General features: G+C 66.8%; 17 protein-coding genes. 9 read left to right on the top strand and 8 right to left on the bottom strand.

Annotated features, from left to right (window positions below):
* Positions 1-34: 34 nt before the first annotated feature.
* From ABW137_RS08345 to ABW137_RS08360, 4 genes are all read right to left on the bottom strand, one after another.
* Complete coding sequence (locus ABW137_RS08345; protein ID WP_526398778.1) at positions 35-298, bottom strand: hypothetical protein; 264 nt, start codon at positions 296-298, stop codon at positions 35-37.
* Positions 299-400: 102 nt separating this feature from the next.
* Positions 401-1,759 carry an FAD-binding oxidoreductase gene (locus ABW137_RS08350; RefSeq protein ID WP_526398780.1) on the bottom strand — a complete coding sequence of 453 codons (1,359 nt, stop codon included), beginning with the start codon at positions 1,757-1,759 and terminating at the stop codon, positions 401-403.
* Positions 1,756-2,178: a nitroreductase family deazaflavin-dependent oxidoreductase gene (locus ABW137_RS08355; RefSeq protein ID WP_526398782.1), complete on the bottom strand. Its 423-nt coding sequence runs from the start codon at positions 2,176-2,178 to the stop codon at positions 1,756-1,758. The genes ABW137_RS08350 and ABW137_RS08355 overlap by 4 nt, the downstream gene beginning before the upstream one ends.
* Positions 2,175-3,251, bottom strand: coding sequence for an alkene reductase (locus tag ABW137_RS08360; RefSeq protein ID WP_526398784.1), 1,077 nt, complete (start codon positions 3,249-3,251; stop codon positions 2,175-2,177). Before ABW137_RS08360 ends, ABW137_RS08355 begins: the two co-directional genes overlap by 4 nt.
* 134 nt (positions 3,252-3,385) lie before the next feature.
* Here ABW137_RS08360 and ABW137_RS08365 point away from each other — a divergent pair, with 134 nt between their 5' ends.
* The 4 genes from ABW137_RS08365 (at position 3,386) to ABW137_RS08380 (ending at position 6,813) form a co-directional block, all read left to right on the top strand.
* A complete protein-coding gene (locus ABW137_RS08365; RefSeq protein ID WP_526398786.1) occupies positions 3,386-3,967 on the top strand; it encodes a TetR/AcrR family transcriptional regulator in 582 nt (193 codons plus the stop codon).
* Between the two features lie 217 nt (positions 3,968-4,184).
* Positions 4,185-5,192 (top strand): DUF1942 domain-containing protein, encoded by a 1,008-nt coding sequence (locus ABW137_RS08370; protein WP_526398788.1) that lies wholly within the window; start codon positions 4,185-4,187, stop codon positions 5,190-5,192.
* Between the two features lie 580 nt (positions 5,193-5,772).
* Complete coding sequence (locus ABW137_RS08375) at positions 5,773-5,985, top strand: hypothetical protein (RefSeq protein ID WP_526398790.1); 213 nt, start codon at positions 5,773-5,775, stop codon at positions 5,983-5,985.
* A gap of 24 nt (positions 5,986-6,009) precedes the next feature.
* Entirely contained in the window at positions 6,010-6,813 is an 804-nt protein-coding gene (locus ABW137_RS08380) for an alpha/beta fold hydrolase (protein ID WP_526398792.1), read from the top strand.
* A 15-nt stretch (positions 6,814-6,828) separates the two neighbouring features.
* Here ABW137_RS08380 and ABW137_RS08385 read toward each other — a convergent pair whose 3' ends face one another.
* The gene (locus tag ABW137_RS08385) at positions 6,829-8,238 is read right to left on the bottom strand and encodes an amidase (RefSeq protein WP_526398794.1); all 1,410 of its coding nucleotides are present in this window, start codon (positions 8,236-8,238) and stop codon (positions 6,829-6,831) included.
* Between the two features lie 143 nt (positions 8,239-8,381).
* Here ABW137_RS08385 and ABW137_RS08390 point away from each other — a divergent pair, with 143 nt between their 5' ends.
* Positions 8,382-8,972, top strand: coding sequence for a TetR/AcrR family transcriptional regulator (locus tag ABW137_RS08390; RefSeq protein WP_526398796.1), 591 nt, complete (start codon positions 8,382-8,384; stop codon positions 8,970-8,972).
* A 13-nt stretch (positions 8,973-8,985) separates the two neighbouring features.
* On the opposite strand, the gene ABW137_RS08395 is transcribed toward ABW137_RS08390, so the two are convergent.
* Entirely contained in the window at positions 8,986-10,185 is a 1,200-nt protein-coding gene (locus ABW137_RS08395; RefSeq protein WP_526398798.1) for a hypothetical protein, read from the bottom strand.
* Between the two features lie 54 nt (positions 10,186-10,239).
* Entirely contained in the window at positions 10,240-10,926 is a 687-nt protein-coding gene (locus ABW137_RS08400) for a hypothetical protein (RefSeq protein WP_526398799.1), read from the bottom strand.
* A 188-nt stretch (positions 10,927-11,114) separates the two neighbouring features.
* Between ABW137_RS08400 and ABW137_RS08405 the strand changes: the two genes are divergently transcribed.
* The 4 genes from ABW137_RS08405 (at position 11,115) to ABW137_RS08420 (ending at position 18,022) form a co-directional block, all read left to right on the top strand.
* Complete coding sequence (locus ABW137_RS08405; protein ID WP_526398831.1) at positions 11,115-11,705, top strand: TetR/AcrR family transcriptional regulator; 591 nt, start codon at positions 11,115-11,117, stop codon at positions 11,703-11,705.
* A 105-nt stretch (positions 11,706-11,810) separates the two neighbouring features.
* Positions 11,811-12,257 carry an MmpS family transport accessory protein gene (locus ABW137_RS08410; RefSeq protein ID WP_526398801.1) on the top strand — a complete coding sequence of 149 codons (447 nt, stop codon included), beginning with the start codon at positions 11,811-11,813 and terminating at the stop codon, positions 12,255-12,257.
* Complete coding sequence (locus tag ABW137_RS08415) at positions 12,254-15,154, top strand: MMPL/RND family transporter (RefSeq protein WP_526398803.1); 2,901 nt, start codon at positions 12,254-12,256, stop codon at positions 15,152-15,154. Before ABW137_RS08410 ends, ABW137_RS08415 begins: the two co-directional genes overlap by 4 nt.
* A gap of 6 nt (positions 15,155-15,160) precedes the next feature.
* The gene (locus ABW137_RS08420; RefSeq protein ID WP_526398804.1) at positions 15,161-18,022 is read left to right on the top strand and encodes an MMPL/RND family transporter; all 2,862 of its coding nucleotides are present in this window, start codon (positions 15,161-15,163) and stop codon (positions 18,020-18,022) included.
* Here ABW137_RS08420 and ABW137_RS08425 read toward each other — a convergent pair.
* Positions 18,019-18,498: a hypothetical protein gene (locus ABW137_RS08425; RefSeq protein WP_526398806.1), complete on the bottom strand. Its 480-nt coding sequence runs from the start codon at positions 18,496-18,498 to the stop codon at positions 18,019-18,021. The two genes, ABW137_RS08420 and ABW137_RS08425, sit on opposite strands and share 4 nt — an antisense overlap.
* Positions 18,499-18,576 lie beyond the last annotated feature (78 nt).

Genomic DNA, 18,576 nt, shown 5'->3' on the forward strand with positions numbered 1-18,576 from the left:
GGAGAATCTCCGGGGCCGTGCTCCCGTGTTCGAGTCAGGACCGCCCGGAGCGGGCCAGGAACGCAACGGCGCCGATCGCCGCGACGACACCGATCCCGCCCCACACCACGGCTGAGATGACCAACGATCCGAAGAGTCCGTCGAACGTCAACGCGACGTACAACAGCCAGAGCGCCCGGAAGGCGGACCAGCCGGCGATGACGGCCAGGATGATCCCGACGACTCGGCTCGACTGGGGATTGACGCGGTTGGTCTGCTGCTCGATGGCGGCGGGGATGAAACTTCTGCCGGCGTACATGTGGTCGCTTCCTTTCGTGGCGCGCCGCCTCGGTGGCGTCGTCGTTGGGAAGATCAAAGCCAGTCGCGCTCGCTACCGATCCCAACAATCACCAGCCACCGCTCACCGCGGGACGTGGCGATGGAACCTCAGCACGTGGCGCGGGTCGAGGGCCTCGGTGACCGCGTTGAGCCTGTCCCGGTCGGCGGCCGGCATGGCGTCGGCGGCATCGGGCTGCCCCTCCCGGAACGACGGTGCGGCCCTGCCGACGTCGGCGTTTCGACCGGCGGCCTCGACGGCTCGCAGGACGTCGTCGGTGCGACGGCGCGCGTCGTCGTCGGGGGCCGTCCCCACGGCGTGAAGCAGGAACGGCGACGGCACGCTGGTGAGCGCGCCGTCGAAATCGGTTGCTGCCGAGTCGGTATGGCGCACCTCGATCATGCTCAGACCGCCCGGTTGGCCGACGTGCGCCGCCTCGAACACGTCGACGAGCACGTCGGTGGCGCCACTGCCGAGCCACCGGCCGGTGCCGCGGGCGGGAACGGCCGCCGGAGGATCCAGGTGAATCGCCGACAGTGACGCGACGTCACCGGGTGCCGTGGTGTCCACGACAGGGGTCGCCGCTCCGCGCACCGCGTCGCGCATCGGATCGAGCGGCGTTCCGCCGTCGGGGGATGCATAGGAGAGGTGAACCACCGTCGTGCCGAGCAGTTCGTCGGGAAAGGGCCCACGGGGCGGCACGTGCAGGAGCGACAAGGCGCTGGTCACCGAGTCGCTGACGGCAGCGGTGGCGGTCGCCCAGGCCGCTGCCACCTCCTTCAGGTCGGCCGCGGGCCAGAGCAGGTAACCCGTCCACAGCTCGGGCACTTCGAACAGCCCGATCTCAAGAGACGTGGCCACACCCACGGGCGCGCCACCGCGGAAGGCCCAGAGCGCCTCACGGTCAACGGGATCCGGGGCGTCGGCGGCGGCGACACGTATTCGCGCCGAACCGTCGACGTACTCGACGGAACGGAGGGCCGCCGCCGCGAGGCCATACTTGCGCACCAGCCAGCCAACGCCACCGCCGAACGTGTACCCGGCAACGCCGACCGTCGGCGAGGTGCCGCTGAGACCGAGGACGCCGTGAGGGGCGGCGGCCTCCTGAACGGTCGGCCACACCGCTCCCCCACCGACTCGCGCGATGCGAGCCGTGGAGTCGACGGTGGCCCGATTCAACCCAGAGGTGTCGAGGAGGACGTCGGCGCTGGCGATCGGTTGTCCTGCACCGTGTCCCGTGGCCTGAACTACCAGTCCGGCGCGTCCGTCGACGCATGCGATTGCACGCGCCACCTCGGCCGCCGAGCTCGGCCGCACGACGGCGCCGGGTTGCTGCCGGTAGCTGGCATTGTCCGGGGTGGTCGCCGCCGAGTACTCGGCACTTCCGGGCAGATGGACGATGCCGGGCAGTTCGGACAGGAGGCTGTCGACCACCCGCGTCATGACGAGAGCCTGCGCGTCAGCGCAAGAACCGGAATGGTTCGCGACGTCTTGCGTTGGTAGCCTGCGAAACCCGGATAGCGCTCGGCCTGCAGCGCGTACTTGGCGTCGCGCTCAGCGCCCTTCACCTCGACCGCGTGGACGTCGAGGCGCTCGTCGCCCACTTCGATGCTGACGTCGGGATTTGCGATCAGGTTCCAATACCACGCCGGGTTGCGGTCGGCGCCTGCGGCGGAGGCAAACACGAGGTATCGGTCGCCGTCGGCCAGATACATCATCGGACTGACGCGCTCCTCGCCACTACGTGCTCCGATGCTGTGCAGCAACAGAACCGGTGCCCCCTCGAACGGTCCACCGAGCTTGCCGTGGTTGGCGCGGAACTCGTCGATGTTCTTGCGATTGAAGTCGTCGGTGTCGGTCACGATGCCTCCTCGGCCTCGGTCAGGGTCGGATAGTCGGTGTACCCACGCGCCCCACCGGAATAGAACGTCGCAGGGTCGGCATCGTTGAGCACTGCGCCCGTACGCAATCGGTCGATTAGGTCGGGATTGGCCAGCGCCCACCTCGCCACCGGCGCCACGTCGGCCAGTCCGGCCTCGACGTCTGCGCCCAATGCGTCGAGAGGGCGGCCGTCCCTGATCAGGAGGAGCGCGCGGGGCCACGCCGCCCGGATGTCGGCTAGAAGCCCGCGGTCGTCGAACGAATAGAGGTCCAGGAAAGCGAGATCCAGCGTCGCGAGCTCGGTGACGAGGTAGCGGTAGAGCGAGTCGGCTTCTGGACCCTCGTCCAGCCCGCCCAGGGTGGCGCCAGGCGACAGGCGGATGCCGACCCGCTCTGGTCCGATCCGATCGACTACTGCCGATGCGACCTCCATGGTCAGGCGGGCCCGATTCTCGATCGAGCCGCCGTAATCATCAGTCCGGTGGTTGGCGTTGGGCGCGAGAAACTGTTGCAGCAGATAGCCGTTCGCGCCGTGGATTTCGACGCCGTCGGCACCTGCCGCGATCGCCAACTCGGCCGCGTCGGCGAAGTCCCGCACCGTCGAGGCGATCTCGTCGATGGACAACGCTCGCGGCGTCGGAGCGGGCTGCTTGCCGGTCGGGGTGAACATGTCCACCCCGGGGGCGATTGCGGACGGAGCCACCGGCGTTCGGTGGTGCGGGGTGTTGTCGGGATGCGACATCCGACCAACGTGCATCAGTTGGATGACCAGGTGCCCACCCCCGGCGTGGACCGCGTCGGCCACCTCGCGCCAGCCGTCGACATGGGCCCGCGTGTAGATCCCCGGCGTGTTCAGGTAGCCCTGGCCGTCGGCCGAGGGCTGGGTGCCCTCCGTGATCAGCAGGCCGAGCGACGCCCGCTGCGCGTAGTAGTCGACCGCCAGTCGCGACGGGGTGCCGTCTGCCTCGGCGCGACTGCGGGTCATCGGCGACATCGTGATCCGCTGCGGCAAGCGCATCCGCCCGATCGTGATGGGGTCCCAAATGCTGGTCATCTCTTGCTCCTCGGCGTCGTGCCGTTCGATTGCGTTCGAGTCATACCGGAAGTAACCTTCCGCTTATGTCGAGCATTCCCGAGGCGTGGATTTCCGTCAAGGGGCCTCACGGGTCCGTGTGTGACACTCGATCAATGCCCGCCGAAACCCGTTCCGGTCGCGTCCGCGCCGTGCGAAGGGACGCCGTCGAGAATCGGGAGAAGATCCTGCGCACCGCCGCCGAGCTGATGGCGCGCCGTGGGCACAACGTGCCGCTCACCGAGATCGCAGAGGCCGCCGGGGTGGGCGTCGGCACGTTTTACCGGAAGTTTCCAGATCGCACCGCGTTGCTCGACGAACTGCAGCGGCGCGGCTACGAGCTGCTGTTCGGCACACTCACCCGGATCGGGGCCGAGGGTCTGCGCGGCGCCGACGCCATCGAGGCGTACCTGCGCGAATGCCTGGTGCTGGCCGATCAGCTGGTGGCGATGCCGCTGCGCGGACCCGAGCCGCTCGATGACGACGCCGCCGAGGCGGCAAGGGGGCGCATCGGGCTGGCGATCGAGGCCTTCTTGGCTCAAGGTCGAGCCGACGGCACCGTGCACACCGACGTCTCGGCGGTCGACGTCGCCGTCTGCGGAACGCTGATCGGGACCCCGCTGCCACGTGACCCCGACTGGCCTGCCACGGCCGGACGTCACGTCGATCTGTTCATCCGCGGGGTGCGGACGCGGTAGCCCCACTCGGAGTCCGGTGAGGAGGACTGCCGTCGAGGGCCTTGGGCGCAGAAACACGGAATCATCGAGACCTTCCCAGGGGCGGAAGCCGGAGCACGAGGTCCACCGACGGCATTGGCGAACGTTTCGGGCGCTGGCCTCGTTTTGAATCGTTGAACCAAGCCTCCGGATGCTGCCGCGATCTGCGGTCGCGCCGCACTTCAGGGAGTTGACCACTGTGAAGAAGACCACCGTGACGACGGTGTTTGCCACGACAGTCGTGGGCATGGCGCCGATGGTCATCGGCCAACCGATCGCCGCCGCCGACAGCGGCCTGCCAGAACGTCATTTCGGCGATCGGATCGACCTCGTCGATGGGCCCACCGTTCAAACCTGGACGGTGAGCTCGCTGAAGCGAAGCGCGGACTCCATCCCCTACCCGGTCCGGGGCACATTGTGGGAGGCCACCGCCACCGGCACGGCCACGCGAGGTGATTTCCTTCCGATCATCCCGAACTTCCGGTCGCAAGCGCGAGATGGAGCTGCCTACGGTGTGCTCTTCCAGGTCCCCACGACGAAGGGAGTCAACCCAAGCTCCCTGAGGGAGGGCCAGAGCACCACGGGCAAGATCTATTTCGACGTCACCGGGGAGAGCCCTGACAGCGTTGTGTACAACACCGGTGGGGGCGATCCACTCCTGTGGGTGCAACCGCCCACGGGCGACACTGGGTCGGCATCGGTTGCCATCGAAGGAGCACCGGCGGAGCGGGGTGCTACACCACGGGCTACGAGAGACCAGGCTCTGCCGGCGCCCACTGCGGCACCCGCGCCCAATGCGGCACCCGCGCCTCCGGTGGCACCGGCGTCCACGCCCGTTGCCCCCAACGTGCCGACGCCGCCGACAGCCGCCGGTTGGCAGGGCACACCGTTGCCTCCGGAAGCGCCCGTGCCCGGCACCGAAACCGACTCAGGCACAGGACCACTCGGCACAGGACCACTCGGGGTCCAACAGGGCACCCCGCTGCCCCCAGCGACGCCACCACCGGCCGGTCGGATGCAAGGCACACCGCTGCCACCGCCCCCGCTGGTCGCCCAGCAGGGTACGCCGCTGCCACCAGGTGCCCCGGTGCCCGACTCCGAAGATGAAACCACTTCGACCACAACGCCGCCCGGCGTGTGGGTAGGCACCCCGATCGTCCTCGGTCCCCCCACCCCCGCGGCCCCGCCTCCTGGCACCGTTCCCTGAGTCGGTCATTCGACCAGCCGACGCGACAGCGCTTCTCGATGCTCGTCGCGCGGTCCAAACAACGTGGTGGAGTATGAAAGATCCGATCGCCGACGCCTCGGCCCTTCTCGGCGAGGGCCCGATTCCTGAACCGCAAGCGCCGCGCTCGACGGAAGACTCCGTCACCGATGGTCAATGGTGGACCCTCTTCGAGGATCCTCCCGCGACTCCGCCGCGGCGCCGTGGCATTCGCGTGATTGCGGCGATCGTGCTGGCTTGTGTGGCCTGTATCGCAGTGGCGGCCGTCCTGGTCATGGTGCTGCCCAACGACACTGGCGACGATACCGAGGCGTCTCCGCAGGAGGCCCAATCATCCGCGTCATCCGCGGACACTTCGTCGGAGCGCCGACTCCTGCGGAGCCTCCCTTCCGGGTATCCGCCTGACCGGTGCGCATCAACGCCCTCACCCAATGGCGTTGTCTCTGTGGCATGTGGGGCGAGTGCTGCTCCAGATGGGCCTGCGTCCGCGACGTTCACCCTGGTTCGCGACAAGCGGTCACTCACCGCAGCATTTGACGACGTCGTTCGGAGCATGACGGTGGTGAACTGTCCCGGTAACATCCAGTCACCGGGGGCCTGGTACGCCACTGCCGCTCCTCAACTCAGCCGCGGCATGCTGGTGTGCGGATTCTCGAAGGACATCCCCATCATCGCGTGGACGAACGAGGGCAAACAGCTCGTCAGCATCGTTCGGGACACGAAGGCTGGCGGGACGATCGATGATCTCTATCGGTGGTGGTCCGTTCAGTCATGATGGACGGAGGAGGTGGTTCGCGCGATGCCTGACACGCTGCTCAACGGAATCGAGGTCTACTACGAAACCTCGGGCCACGGAGCGCCGTTACTGTTCCTCAACGGGTCGGGATCGACGATCGCCGACGTCCGCCCACTGGTGGCGTTGTTCGCCCGCAACTTCCGCGTGGCTGTCGCGGACTACCGAGGGATGGGCCGGACCAGCGTTCCGGAAGTCCCCTACTCGATGGCCGATCTCGCAAGTGACGCAATCGGATTGGCCGACCATCTCGAGTGGAGCGCGTTCAACCTGTTGGGCGTCAGCTTCGGTGGCATGGTCGCCCAGGAGCTGGCGGTCACCGCGCCTGGGCGGATTCGACGCCTCGCGCTGGTGTGCACTTCCTCCGGCGGTGCCGGCGGATCCTCCTACCCGCTACAGGACCTGGTGCACCTCACACCCGAACGACGGGCCGAGGTCTCCGCCCACCTCCTCGACTCGCGCTTCACGCCCGAATGGCTTGCGACGCGGGCGAAGGATCGGGCGATTCTCGAGCAGGCCGCGCAACGCCGCAACCAGCCGCTGACCGTGGCCGCCCAACGGGGAGCCGAACTCCAACTGCTGGCTCGCGCAAGCCACGACGTGTTCGATCGGCTGCCAGGGGTCGCCAGTCCGACGCTGGTCGCATCCGGTCGCTTCGACGGGATCGCCCCGCCGAAGAACGGCGCCGCCATCGCCGAGCAAATTCCCGGCGCCGAGTTGCGCGTCTACGACGGCGGTCACCTGTTCTTCCAACAGGATCCGGCCGCGATACCGGACATCGTCGACTTCCTTGGCGCCGACGTCCGGTGATCCAGGGCCTGGCGCCTAGAGGTCGGGGTGCAGGTCGCGAACCGAGCTCACCGATTCCAGAACCGAGGCCAGTCGCAGGATGGTGGACTCGGCCGACCAGCTGGCCACCAATTGCACGTTGATCGGCAGCCCGTCGTGACTGGTGCCGAACCTCATGGAGAGGGCGGGAAGTCCGGTCACGTTGAAGGGCACCGTCGCGGCCATGACGTAGGACGCGTCCACTGTCTGACCGTTGATGACGAACTGCTTGGCACCGTGTTCGTGCGCGGGAAGGGGCAGCACGGGGCACAGCAGCGCGTCGTAGCGGGTGAAGTACTCGGCGAAGCCGTCCCTGATCCGATCGGCTGCCTGTTCGGCGTCGACGAAGTCCTCGATGGGCGTCTCGGGCGCCGCGCGCATCCCCTTGGCGATGCGGAACAGCTCGTCGTCGCTGCGGCCCGCCGTCGCCTCTGCGAACGCGGGCTTGAGCTCCATGACGTGCAGGCGGCTGAAGACGTCGAGCGCGAAGTCGCGTTCGAGCGCGGGGATGCGCACCGGCTCGACGACGGAGCCCGTGTCGGTGAGCGCGTCGGCCGCGAGTTGCACGGTGGCGGCCACCTCGCGGTCGATCGGCCCGAAGCCTGGCTCGACGAGCCAGCCGACCCGCAGCGGTCGATCGGGTGAGCCACCGACCCCCGCGTCGAATGACGTGATCCTGGTGGAGAAGGCGTCGGCACCGTCTGACCCGGCGAGAAGTGAATAGGCCAAGGTGATGTCGCGAACGCTGCGCGCCATGGGGCCGACGTGCCAGAAGCGGCGGGGCACTCGCGGCCAGACGCCGGTCATGGGGATGCGCCCATGCGTCGCCTTGAGCCCGACGATTCCGGTCTGCGCCGCCGGGCCGCGGACGGAGATGGCGAGGTCAGTGCCGAGTCCGAGCGGCGACATCCCCGCCGCGATGGCCGCGGACTCGCCGCCGCTGGAGCCGCCGGGCGTGCGGTCGAGGTTCCACGGGTTGTTGGACCTGCCCGAGAGGAGGTTGTCGGTCTCGGTCGAGTAGGAGAACTCCGGGAGGTTGGTCTTCGCGAGCACGATGGCGCCTGCGCGCTTGAGGCGCGCGACGCTGGCCGCGTCCTCCGCGGGGATGCGGCCCTTGAAGATCGGCGAACCGCGCTGAGTCAGAACGTCGGCGGTGTCGATGGAGTCCTTCACCGTGAACGGCACCCCGTGCAGCGGCCCGAGTTCGTCCCCGGCGAGGACCGCTGCCTCCGCTGCTCTCGCGGCGTCGAGCGCTCCGGGCGCGCGCGTGACTATCGCGTTCACTCTGGGGTCGACGGCCTCGATCCGGTCGAGATGGGCCTGCACGACTTCAACCGGTGATATCTCCCGCGTGCGGATGAGTGACGCCAATTCGGTCGCGTCGGAGAAGGTGATCTCAGAGCTCATTGCTTTCCCACTTCCTTGTCTATCTGCCACATGGTAGGCACCCTATCTGCCACCAGGTAGGTTGTCTACCTGCCACATGGTAGATATTCTTGACGGACGGCATCTGGGCCGGTGGATGCTGTGCCGAGGGGAGCGCTGGACGCATGAGCGAAGCGAATAAGACGCGGATGAGCGAAGCGAACACACGCGAGAAAGTTCTGATCGCCGCCCGATTGGTGGCGCAGGCGCGGGGCTACGGCGGGTTGAGCTTCCGCGATCTCGCGCAGGACGTGGGCATCAAGGCAGCGAGCGTCTACCACTACTTTCCGAGCAAGGCCGAGCTGGGCGCCGCGGTGGCCAAGCGCTACTGGGAGGATTCGGTGACGGTGCTCGAGACGTTGTCGTCGGAATCTCCGGATCCGATCGACGCCCTGCGGCGCTATCCCGAGACCTTCCGCACGGCACTTGAGAACGACAACCGCATGTGCCTCTGCAGCTATATGTCCGCCGAGTACGACAGCCTCCCCGAGTCGGTGCAGAAGGAGGTGCAGACCTTTGCCGACGTCAACATCGCCTGGCTGACGAGGCTCTTGACGGCAGCGGCCGTTGTGGAGCCGGAGCAGGCGGAGGCGCGGGCCAGCGCCATCTTCGCCGCCATCGGCGGCGCGCAGCTGATGGCTCGGAGCCGGTCGGACGTCGCGCTCTACGACGCGCTGGTCGACGGCTACCGCGCGGCCGGCCTGCTACCGGCCTGAGTCCCCAACCGCGTCAGACGGTCTCGTCGTCGGAATGCTCGTCGCCGAGATGATCGTTGTGGCGCGCTTCCTCGAGCACGTCGGCCCGGTAGTCATCGGCGGCCTCGTCGATGGCAGCTAGGGCTTCGATCGTCCACGCCTGCCGGACGCCGCTTGCGGCGTGGGCGAACGGGATGAAGGCACGTAGCAACTCGGGGGCATCGAGCTGCACCTCCACCGGAACGACCCGGCCGTCGACGAACGCACCATCCAGCAGTTGCGTCAGGCGAGCCGCGCTCCACCGAAGCGGATCGCCGGTGCCGTCCTCGATGCAGGCAGCCAGCAGTGCACGGTGATCGAGGTCATCGAACGGCTCACCGAGAGGCGAGGTGAAGAACGGTTCGACCGCACTCGAATCGCGTACCCAATCCCGTTGCAGTACCTCGACATTCGGCCTGCCAGCCGGCATCAGCCTGGTCAACCATTGCACCATGGCGCGGCTACTCGGCCAGGTGTCCGACTCGGCGGGGAACAGGGCGACGGGTTGGTCGAGTGCCGTCACCAGCCGATGGCGAGCGTCGGCGAGCTCGAGGTCGACGAAGCTGGTGTCGGGATCGGTGTTGCTCGCCTTGGCGACGTCGAGCACCTTGTCGAGTGCTTCTGGGACGAAGAAGGCGTCCTTGACCTCGGATGCCGAGAGGTGGTCGAGGTGGGCCGCGCAGGTGATCTCCTGCCCGTCGGCAAGGCGAACACCGAGCAGGAGCTCGTCGCCGTCGCCGAGTACGTGCGTCATGCACACCGCCCGGGTGACGGCAGTCTCCGAGAGCGCGGCGAGCCAGTGCGGCAGGTCGTCGTTGCGGGACTCGACTTCCCGCCGGCAACGGTCGCGCAGTGCGTCCTCGGCCACCACGAATTCGCCGAGTATCGCCAAGAGTGCCGTGGTCTCCGGCACTCGAACGTCGATGAACGCGGCAACGAGGTCATCGAGGGTGGCGGTTGCCTCCTCGCCCGGCTGCCTGACCAGGACCGGTTGTGGCGTGGTCGCCGCGATTACCATGCTGACCAGGCCCAGCAGGTCCAGCGGCTGTCCGCCGTCCAACGCCTCGCGCACTTCGTCGATGAGCGGCGCCTCTTCCGGGGTCTCCGTTTCGCCGAGCCCCCGCCGCTGCGCCTTCCTGCGCCTGGCGTCGCGCCTGGCCTGCTTGGCTGCGCTGCGCTTCCGTCCGTCGGCCATGGTCGGGACCATACCGGCCTGGATCCAGTCGGAGCGTTGCGCCGGGAACTCCGCTCAACGGACCCGTTGCGCGTTCGACGGAGCCAACGTCACGGCAGGCCGCGGCAGCCGCCACCGTGCACAGCCGTCGACGAGTGCTTCGTCGACCGCGCCCGCGATCGCCGACAACTGCGGTGCCCCGTCATCCAGCCAGACGTCAGTGGACCCGCCGCTGAGCATGATCCGCGTCGTCGGCGAGCCGCAAGTCCTCAGTAACGCCGTTCGGCACAGCAGTCGCTCGGCCGCGGACGCCCACTCCACGACACCGCCGGAATCGTCGACGTCGCCATGCAATCCGATGACCTTCAGCCGCCGGTTTCCCAACAGCAATGGTGAGTGGTCGTCGAGATAGAGGTACTTCGTCCGTTGAGCGCACTCTCCGAGGCGGATGATCTGGTGTTCGCTGGACACGATGAAGCGAAAGACGCCGAGGTCCACTGCTCGGCGGATGGCCGCAGTCGTCGTGCCACACCGAAAGATGATCTGAGTGGGCCGGATAGCGTTGTAGCGCAAGAGGTCTAGCTCGTCGTCGTCGTGTGCAGTCACCGCGATGCCATGCTCGCGAACCCAGGCCGCCAGGCTTCGGTCGTCCAGCGCACCGGCGGGCACTCCACAACCGGCGCTGCTGATCACGCGTCGCAAGAGCGATACCGAGTCGCGGAGTCGAGTTGCGCTATCTGGGGTATCGAGGGCAATCGTCATACCTTCCGATGTACTCCCGCCGCGGATCGTTCGATGGACTCCATACGCGTTTCTGACACTGCCCCCCGAACCTCTTACGCGTTCTTGAGGCGCGCGAATGGGCAGCTTCGTCCGACGTTTCGCCGGGTCGTGATGCAGAATGCCGAATACTCATTCGCACGAGCCGTCGCCTGGATGGAGGCCCCGTGATGCGGAGCGCCGATGCCTACGTCGATTCGCCCTGGTCGCCACGGGAGTGCGAGTTGCTCGCAGTGACGCTGGAACTACTTCAGGAGCACGGCTACGACCGGCTCAGTGTGGAGGCCGTGGCCACCCAGGCCCGGGCCAGCAAGGCCACGCTCTACCGTCGGTGGCCGACCAAGGCCGAACTGGTGTTGGCCGCCTTCGCCGAGGGCACTCGACAGGTGGCCGTCGACCCCGATACCGGCACGCTGCGGGGCGACCTGCTTCGGTTGGGCGAGGCAGTCTGCGCCCATGCCAACGCGCACGCCGGCACCATCCGCGCGGTGCTCGTCGAGATCTCCCGGAGCGCCGAACTCGGCGCGACGATGCAGGCGCAGTTCCTCGATCAGCGGAAAGCCCTCATGGCGCGGGTTCTCGCGCGCGCCGTCGAGCGCGGGGAGATCGCGGCGACCAGCGTGATCGAGGACCTCTGGGACGTGCTGCCCGGATACCTGATCTATCGGTCGGTCTTGGCCGGCAGGCCTCCCTGCAGCCGCACCGTGCACGACCTCGTCGACGGCGTGCTCATTCCAAGTTTGACGCGGAACGACTCGTGAAACTATCGGTTGAAGCGTCCGGTCCCGTACCGTACTGTCAACCAAGTTGACATCCTCTGAGGGCGACAACCGTCCGCGCGTGTTCATTGGTCGAAGGGGTCACGGATGCAGCGGTTTTCGCTCGGCAAGGCGCTGAGCCGACGGTGGATGGTGCTGGTCGCCATCGTCGTCGTGGGGGTGGCGGGCTTCGCGGTGTATCGCCTCAACGGCATCTTCGGCTCCCAGGACGTGGTGTCGACCCCCAACGGCGCCGACAACAACACGGAGCCCTTCAACCCCAAGCACGTGGTCATGGAGGTCTTCGGCCCGCCCGGCACCACGGCCACCATCACCTACCTGGACGTCAACGCCCAGCCGCAGCGCGTCGACAACGCCGTCCTGCCGTGGGCCTACGACACGACCACCACCCAGCCCGCGGTCTTCGTCAACATCTCGGCGCAGGGTGACAGCGACTCCATCGGCTGCCGAATCAAGATCGACGACGCCGTCAAGGACGAGAGAACGGCGAACACCTTGAACGCCTACACCTTCTGCCTGGACAAGTCCGGATGAGCAATCACATGGCCGAGGCGAGGACCGAGCCCGTCCCCAAGGTCGAGCGAGCCGAACGGGAGTCGTTCACCGACCGGACCGCCACCTGGATCCGTCGGCTCTGCATCCCGATCGTCATCTTCTGGGTGGCCGTCGCCGCACTGACGAACGTGCTCGTCCCCCAGCTCGAGGCCGTCGGCGAGGAGCACAACGTCGCGCTGAGCTCGCCCGACTCACCGTCGCTGCAGGCATTCCAACGCATCGGCGAGGTCTTTCACGAGTTCGACTCCGACAGCGCCGCGATGGTGGTGCTCGAAGGCGACCAGCCCCTTGGCGTCGAGGCCCACCAGTACTACGACGAACTGCTCAAGCGGATCGAAGCCGACACCAAACACGTCCAGCACGTCCAGGACTTCTGGGGCGACCCCCTCACGGCCGCCGGCTCGCAGAGCCCGGACGGCAAGGCCGCCTACGTCCAGGTGTTCCTCGCAGGGAATCAGGGCGAGGCGTTGTCGCTGGAATCGGTCGACGCGCTGCGTGACATCATCGCCGACACTCCGGCCCCACCCGGCATCCACGCCTACGTCGCAGGCTCGGCACCGCAGATCGCCGATCAGTTCGAGGTCGGCAACGAGGGCACGGTGTTGGTCACCCTGCTGACCGTCGGCGTGATCGCCGTGATGCTGCTCATCGTCTACCGCTCGTTCGTGACGATGATCCTGGCGCTGGTCACCGTGCTCATCGAGATGTCGGCCGCCCGCGGCATCGTCGCCTTCCTGGCCAACTCCGGGGTCATCGGCTTGTCGACGTACTCGACCAACATCCTCACTCTGCTGGTCATCGCCGCCGGTACGGACTACATGATCTTCCTGCTCGGCCGCTATCACGAGCGACGCAACGAGAACCTGCACCGCGAAGTGGCCTTCTACGACATGTATCGCGGGACGTCGCACGTGGTGCTCGGTTCGGGGCTGACCATCGCGGGCGCGGTGTACTGCCTGTCCTTCACCCGGCTGCCGTACTTCCAGAGCCTGGGCATCCCGGCCGCGATCGGCGTGCTCATCGCGCTGGCCGCGTCGCTGACCCTGGGACCCGCCGTGATCTGGATCGGTGGCCGCTTTGGACTGCTCGAGCCCAAGCGCAAGACGGCCAAACGCGGCTGGCGTCGGATCGGCACGGCCATCGTCCGCTGGCCAGGTCCGATCCTGATCGCCACGTTGGCCCTGGCCTTCCTCGGGCTCACCGCGCTGCCTGGGTATGAGACCAGCTACGACGTCAGCAGGTACATGCCTGCCAGCACCCCGTCCAATGTCGGGTACGCCGCCGCCGAACGCCACTTCTCGAAGGCGCGGTTGAACCCCGAGCTGCTGATGGTCGAAACCGACCACGATCTGCGCAACCCCACCGACATGATCCTGCTGGAGCGGGTCGCCAAGGCCGTCTTCCACACCGACGGCATCGCCCAGGTGCAGTCGATCACCCGGCCACTTGGCACGCCGCTGGACCACACGTCGATCCCGTTCCAGATCAGCACCGGCAGTGCGTCGCAGATCAACAACCTGCCCTTCCAACAGGCCCGCGCCGACGACCTGCTCAAGCAGGTCGGCGTCATCGACGACACGATCAACGTCCTTCGGCAGCAGTACTCGCTGCAGCAACAGTCCAGCGCCGTCACCCACGAGCAGAGTGAGGCGTTTAAGCAGACGGTCGCCACGGCCCAGGACCTGCGCGACAAGATCGCCAACTTCGACGACTTCTTCCGCCCGTTGCGCAATTACTTCTATTGGGAGCCACACTGCTTCGACATCCCGGTGTGCGCCGCCCTTCGGTCGATCTTCGATGCACTCGACGGCATCGACGCGCTGACCGACCAGTTGGCCAACGTCTCGCAGAGCATCACCAAGTTGGACGAATTGCAGCCCAAGCTGGTGGCGCTCATCCCGCCGCAGATCCAGAACCAGCAGACCAACCGCGACCTGACAATGACGAACTACGCCACCACGTCGGGCATCTACGACCAGACCGCGGCGGCGCTGGAGAACTCGACCACCCTGGGTCAGGCCTACGACGCGTCCAAGACGGATGACTCCTTCTATCTGCCGCCCGAGGCGTTCACCAACCCGGAGTTCATCCGCGGGCTGAAGCTGTTCCTCTCCCCGGACGGCAAGGCCGCCAGGATGATAATCACCCATGACGTGGATCCGGCTACGCCCGAAGGCATTTCGCACATCGACAACATCAGGCATGCCGCGCAGGAGGCCGTCAAGGGCACTCCGCTGGCGGGTTCGAAGATCTACATCGGCGGGACGGCGTCCACCTATCAGGACATCGGTGAGATGGCCCACTACGACCTGATCATCGCCGGCATCGCCTCGCTCAGCCTCATCCTGCTGATCATGATGTTCGTGACGCGCAGCCTGGTCGCCGCGCTCGTCATCGTGGGCACCGTCGCGCTGTCGTTGGGCGCATCCTTCGGACTGTCACTTCTGGTGTGGCAGTACATCCTTGGCATCCCGCTGTACTGGGTGATCCTGCCGCTGGCGGTGATCCTGCTCTTGGCGGTGGGCTCGGACTACAACCTGTTGCTGGTCTCCCGGTTCAAGGAAGAGATCCACGCCGGCATCAACACCGGCATCATCCGGTCCATGGCGGGCAGCGGATCGGTGGTGACCGCCGCAGGCCTGGTGTTCGCCTTCACCATGGCGTCGTTCATCTTCAGTGACCTGCTCGTGCTCGGACAGATCGGTACGACGATCGCGTTGGGCCTGCTGTTCGACACGCTGATCGTCCGCTCCTTCATGACGCCGTCCATCGCCGCGCTGCTCGGGCGGTGGTTCTGGTGGCCCGTGCACGTGCGGCAGCGCCCGGTGCCCGAGAGGTTCGAGCGCCAGGACTCGAACCAGCTCACGCTGTTCTGACGCGCCATGAGTAGCCATCAGGCCGTGGGCCCGACGAGGACCGACCGGGCCGCCATCGTGATCCGGCGGTTCTCGGTGCTGATCGCCGTGTTCTGGCTGGGGCTGGCCGTGGTCACCAACGTCTTCGTCCCTCAGCTGGAGACGGTTGCCGAAGCGCACAACGTGTCACTGAGCCCGCAGGACGCGCCGTCACTGAAGGCCAGCAAGGAAATCGGCAAGAAGTTCCAGGAGTTCGACTCCGACAGCTCGGCCATGATCGTCCTCGAGGGCGACCAACCCCTCGGCGCCGACGCGCACCACTACTACGACGGCCTGGTCAAGAAACTCGCCGAGGACACCACGCACGTTCAGCACATCCAGGACTTCTGGGGCGATCCGCTGACGGCGGCGGGCTCGCAGAGTCCGGACGGCAAGGCGGCGACGGTGCAGGTGTACCTCGCAGGCAACCAGGGCGAGTCGCTGTCGAACGAGTCCGTGCTCTCCGTCAGGAAGATCGTGGACGAGACGCCCCCGCCGCCGGGCGTGAGGGCCTACGTCACCGGCGCCGCACCGCTGATCACCGATCAGTTCGAGGTGGGTAGGCAGGGCACGCTGAAGACGACCTTGATCACCATCGGCGTGATCATGGTGATGCTGTTCGTGCTCTACCGCCGGTTCACCACGGTGCTCCTGGTGATCTTCACGGTGATGCTCGAGCTGACCGCGTCCCGCGGCGTGGTCGCGGTCCTCGCGAGCAACAACGTCATCGAACTGTCGACGTATTCGACCAACATCCTCACGCTGCTGGTCATCGCGGCGGGCACGGACTATGCGATCTTCATCCTGGGCCGCTATCACGAAGCGCGTCTGACGGGTCAGGACCGCGTGACGGCCTACGAGACGACGTATCGGGGTACCGCGCACATCATTCTGGGGTCCGGCCTGACCATCGCAGGGGCGGTGTTCTGCCTGAACTTCACCCGGCTTCCCTACTTCAACAGCCTGGGCATTCCCGCAGCGATCGGCGTCGTCGTCGCGCTGATCGCCGCGCTCACCCTGGCGCCGGCGTTGCTGAGCATCGGTCGGCACTTCGGGCTGTTCGAGCCCGCCGTCCCGTTGCGGACCAGGGGTTGGCGCCGCATCGGGACGGCCATCGTGCGCTGGCCTGGACCCATCCTCCTGGCGACGGTCGCCATCGCACTCATCGGTCTGCTCGCGCTTCCCGGGTACAAGACCAGCTACGACGCCCGGCCGTACCTGCCCGCCAGCGCACCGGCCAACGTCGGCTACGCGGCCGCCGAGAAGCACTTCTCAAGGGCCAGGCTGAATCCCGAACTGCTGATGGTCGAAGCCGACCACGATCTGCGCAACCCCACCGACATGATCCTGCTGGAGCGGGTCGCCAAGGCCGTCTTCCACACCGACGGCATCGCCCAGGTGCAGTCGATCACCCGGCCCCTTGGCACGCCGCTGGACCATACGTCGATCCCGTTCCAGATCAGTGCGGGCAACTCGTCGCAGATCAACAACCTGCCGTTCCAGCAGGCCCGCGCGGCCGACCTGGTCAATCAGGTCAACGTCATCACCAACGGAATCGACGTGCTGCGGCAGCAACTCGTCCTCCAACAGCAGACCGCCGACGTCACCGACGAGCAGACCAGGGCGTTTCAGGCGACGGTCGCCGTCGCTCAGGATCTGCGCGACAAGATCGCCAACTTCGACGACTTCTTCCGCCCCCTCCGGAACTACTTCTACTGGGAGCCACACTGTTTCGACATCCCGGTCTGCTGGGCAGTGCGATCGGTCTTCGACACCCTCGACGGCATCGACGCTCTGACCGACCAACTGGGCGACGTCGCGGCGAGCTTCGCGAAATTGGATGCCCTGCAACCGAAGTTGGTGGCGCTGATCCCGCCTCAGATCGCCCTGCAGCTGACCAACGGCGAGTTGACGACCACCAACAACTCGACCACCGCGGGCATCTACGACCAGACCCAGGCCGCCCTGGAGAACTCGACGGCCCTGGGCCAGGCGTATGACGCGTCGAAGACCGACGACTCCTTCTATCTGCCACCGGAGGCCTTCACCAACCCCGAGTTCGCCCGCGGGCTGAAGCTGTTCCTCTCCCCCGATGGCGAAGCCGCAAGGATGATCATCACCCATGACATCGATCCTGCGACGCCCCAGGGGATTTCACACATCGAGGCGATCAGACATGCCGCGCAGGAGGCCGTCAAGGGCACTCCCCTGGCGGGATCGAAGATCTATCTCGCAGGCACGGCGGCCACCTACAAGGACATCCAGGACGGCGCCACCTACGACCTGATGATCGCGGGTATCGCGGCGATGAGCCTGATCCTGCTCATCATGTTGTTCATCACCCGCTCGCTGGTGGCTGCACTGGTGATCGTCGGCACGGTCGCGCTGTCGTTGGGCGCGTCGTTCGGTTTGTCGGTGCTGATCTGGCAGGACATTCTCGGGATCGACCTGTATTGGATCGTGTTGGCGCTGGCGGTCATTCTGCTGCTGGCGGTGGGGTCGGACTACAACCTGCTGCTGATCTCGCGGTTCCAGGAGGAGATCGACGCGGGGCTGAAGACGGGCATCATCCGGGCGATGGCCGGCTCCGGCTCGGTGGTGACGGCCGCCGGTCTGGTGTTCGCAGCCACCATGGCGTCGTTCGTGTTCTCCGATCTGATGATTCTCGGCCAGATCGGCACTACGATCGCCCTCGGTCTGCTGTTCGACACGCTGATCGTGCGGTCGTTCATGACACCGTCCATCGCCGCGTTGCTGGGACGGTGGTTCTGGTGGCCGCAGAAGGTGCGGGTGCGTTCGGTCCGCCAGTTGCGTCGGCCCTACCGGCCGACGGCGAAGCTGACCGACTAGGCCTTGGTGAACTGGTCCGTTTGCCCGGACGCCGATGAATACGCCTGTTGCAGAGGCTTCTTCAAGCCTGCCACCCTGCGCAGCTGGGCGGCGATGTTCATCGACGTCAGCATCGGGATGCCGCCGATGAAGGTGCGGAACGAGGGGTTGCCGCCGTGGACGTGCAGCTGGTACATGCAACCGACGACGTAGAAGAACCCCATGGTGAACAGGGCAGCGGGGATGGCGTACGCCAGCGGGGAGCGGGCGTCGGCGACCAGCTCGGCCGCGTAGTCCACTTCGTCGCGCGACATCGGCTGGCGCTTGCGTAGTTTGGCCAGGACCGCCTTGTGGGCGCCCACCTCATCGCCCATCGGGTGCGGGGTGCGCTTCTCCATCCGCCTGACGTATCGGAACACGCAGGTGGCGAAGAACACCTCCATCACCGCGGCGAAGATCGCGAGAAAACCCCAGACCGCGGAATGAACCACCACCATCGTCGGACTCCTTTGCTCCCGGGGCGAACGACGGGGTGCCCCGTGAAAAGGTTACTTCAGCTAAGGGTTCTTGCCGCG

Origin of the sequence: Mycobacterium sp. (genome assembly GCF_040509115.1) — a bacterium.
Lineage (GTDB): Bacteria > Actinomycetota > Actinomycetes > Mycobacteriales > Mycobacteriaceae > Mycobacterium.

What these genes read in the sequence shown, in the direction of transcription:
- ABW137_RS08345 (WP_526398778.1), bottom strand. Translation starts at nt 298, where the DNA reads ATGTACGCCGGCAGAAGTTTCATCCCCGCCGCCATCGAGCAGCAGACC.
- ABW137_RS08350 (WP_526398780.1), bottom strand. Translation starts at nt 1,759, where the DNA reads ATGACGCGGGTGGTCGACAGCCTCCTGTCCGAACTGCCCGGCATCGTC.
- ABW137_RS08360 (WP_526398784.1), bottom strand. Translation starts at nt 3,251, where the DNA reads ATGACCAGCATTTGGGACCCCATCACGATCGGGCGGATGCGCTTGCCG.
- ABW137_RS08365 (WP_526398786.1), top strand. Translation starts at nt 3,386, where the DNA reads ATGCCCGCCGAAACCCGTTCCGGTCGCGTCCGCGCCGTGCGAAGGGAC.
- ABW137_RS08380 (WP_526398792.1), top strand. Translation starts at nt 6,010, where the DNA reads ATGCCTGACACGCTGCTCAACGGAATCGAGGTCTACTACGAAACCTCG.
- ABW137_RS08385 (WP_526398794.1), bottom strand. Translation starts at nt 8,238, where the DNA reads ATGAGCTCTGAGATCACCTTCTCCGACGCGACCGAATTGGCGTCACTC.
- ABW137_RS08390 (WP_526398796.1), top strand. Translation starts at nt 8,382, where the DNA reads ATGAGCGAAGCGAATAAGACGCGGATGAGCGAAGCGAACACACGCGAG.
- ABW137_RS08395 (WP_526398798.1), bottom strand. Translation starts at nt 10,185, where the DNA reads ATGGCCGACGGACGGAAGCGCAGCGCAGCCAAGCAGGCCAGGCGCGAC.
- ABW137_RS08400 (WP_526398799.1), bottom strand. Translation starts at nt 10,926, where the DNA reads ATGACGATTGCCCTCGATACCCCAGATAGCGCAACTCGACTCCGCGAC.
- ABW137_RS08405 (WP_526398831.1), top strand. Translation starts at nt 11,115, where the DNA reads ATGCGGAGCGCCGATGCCTACGTCGATTCGCCCTGGTCGCCACGGGAG.
- ABW137_RS08410 (WP_526398801.1), top strand. Translation starts at nt 11,811, where the DNA reads ATGCAGCGGTTTTCGCTCGGCAAGGCGCTGAGCCGACGGTGGATGGTG.
- ABW137_RS08415 (WP_526398803.1), top strand. Translation starts at nt 12,254, where the DNA reads ATGAGCAATCACATGGCCGAGGCGAGGACCGAGCCCGTCCCCAAGGTC.
- ABW137_RS08420 (WP_526398804.1), top strand. Translation starts at nt 15,161, where the DNA reads ATGAGTAGCCATCAGGCCGTGGGCCCGACGAGGACCGACCGGGCCGCC.
- ABW137_RS08425 (WP_526398806.1), bottom strand. Translation starts at nt 18,498, where the DNA reads ATGGTGGTGGTTCATTCCGCGGTCTGGGGTTTTCTCGCGATCTTCGCC.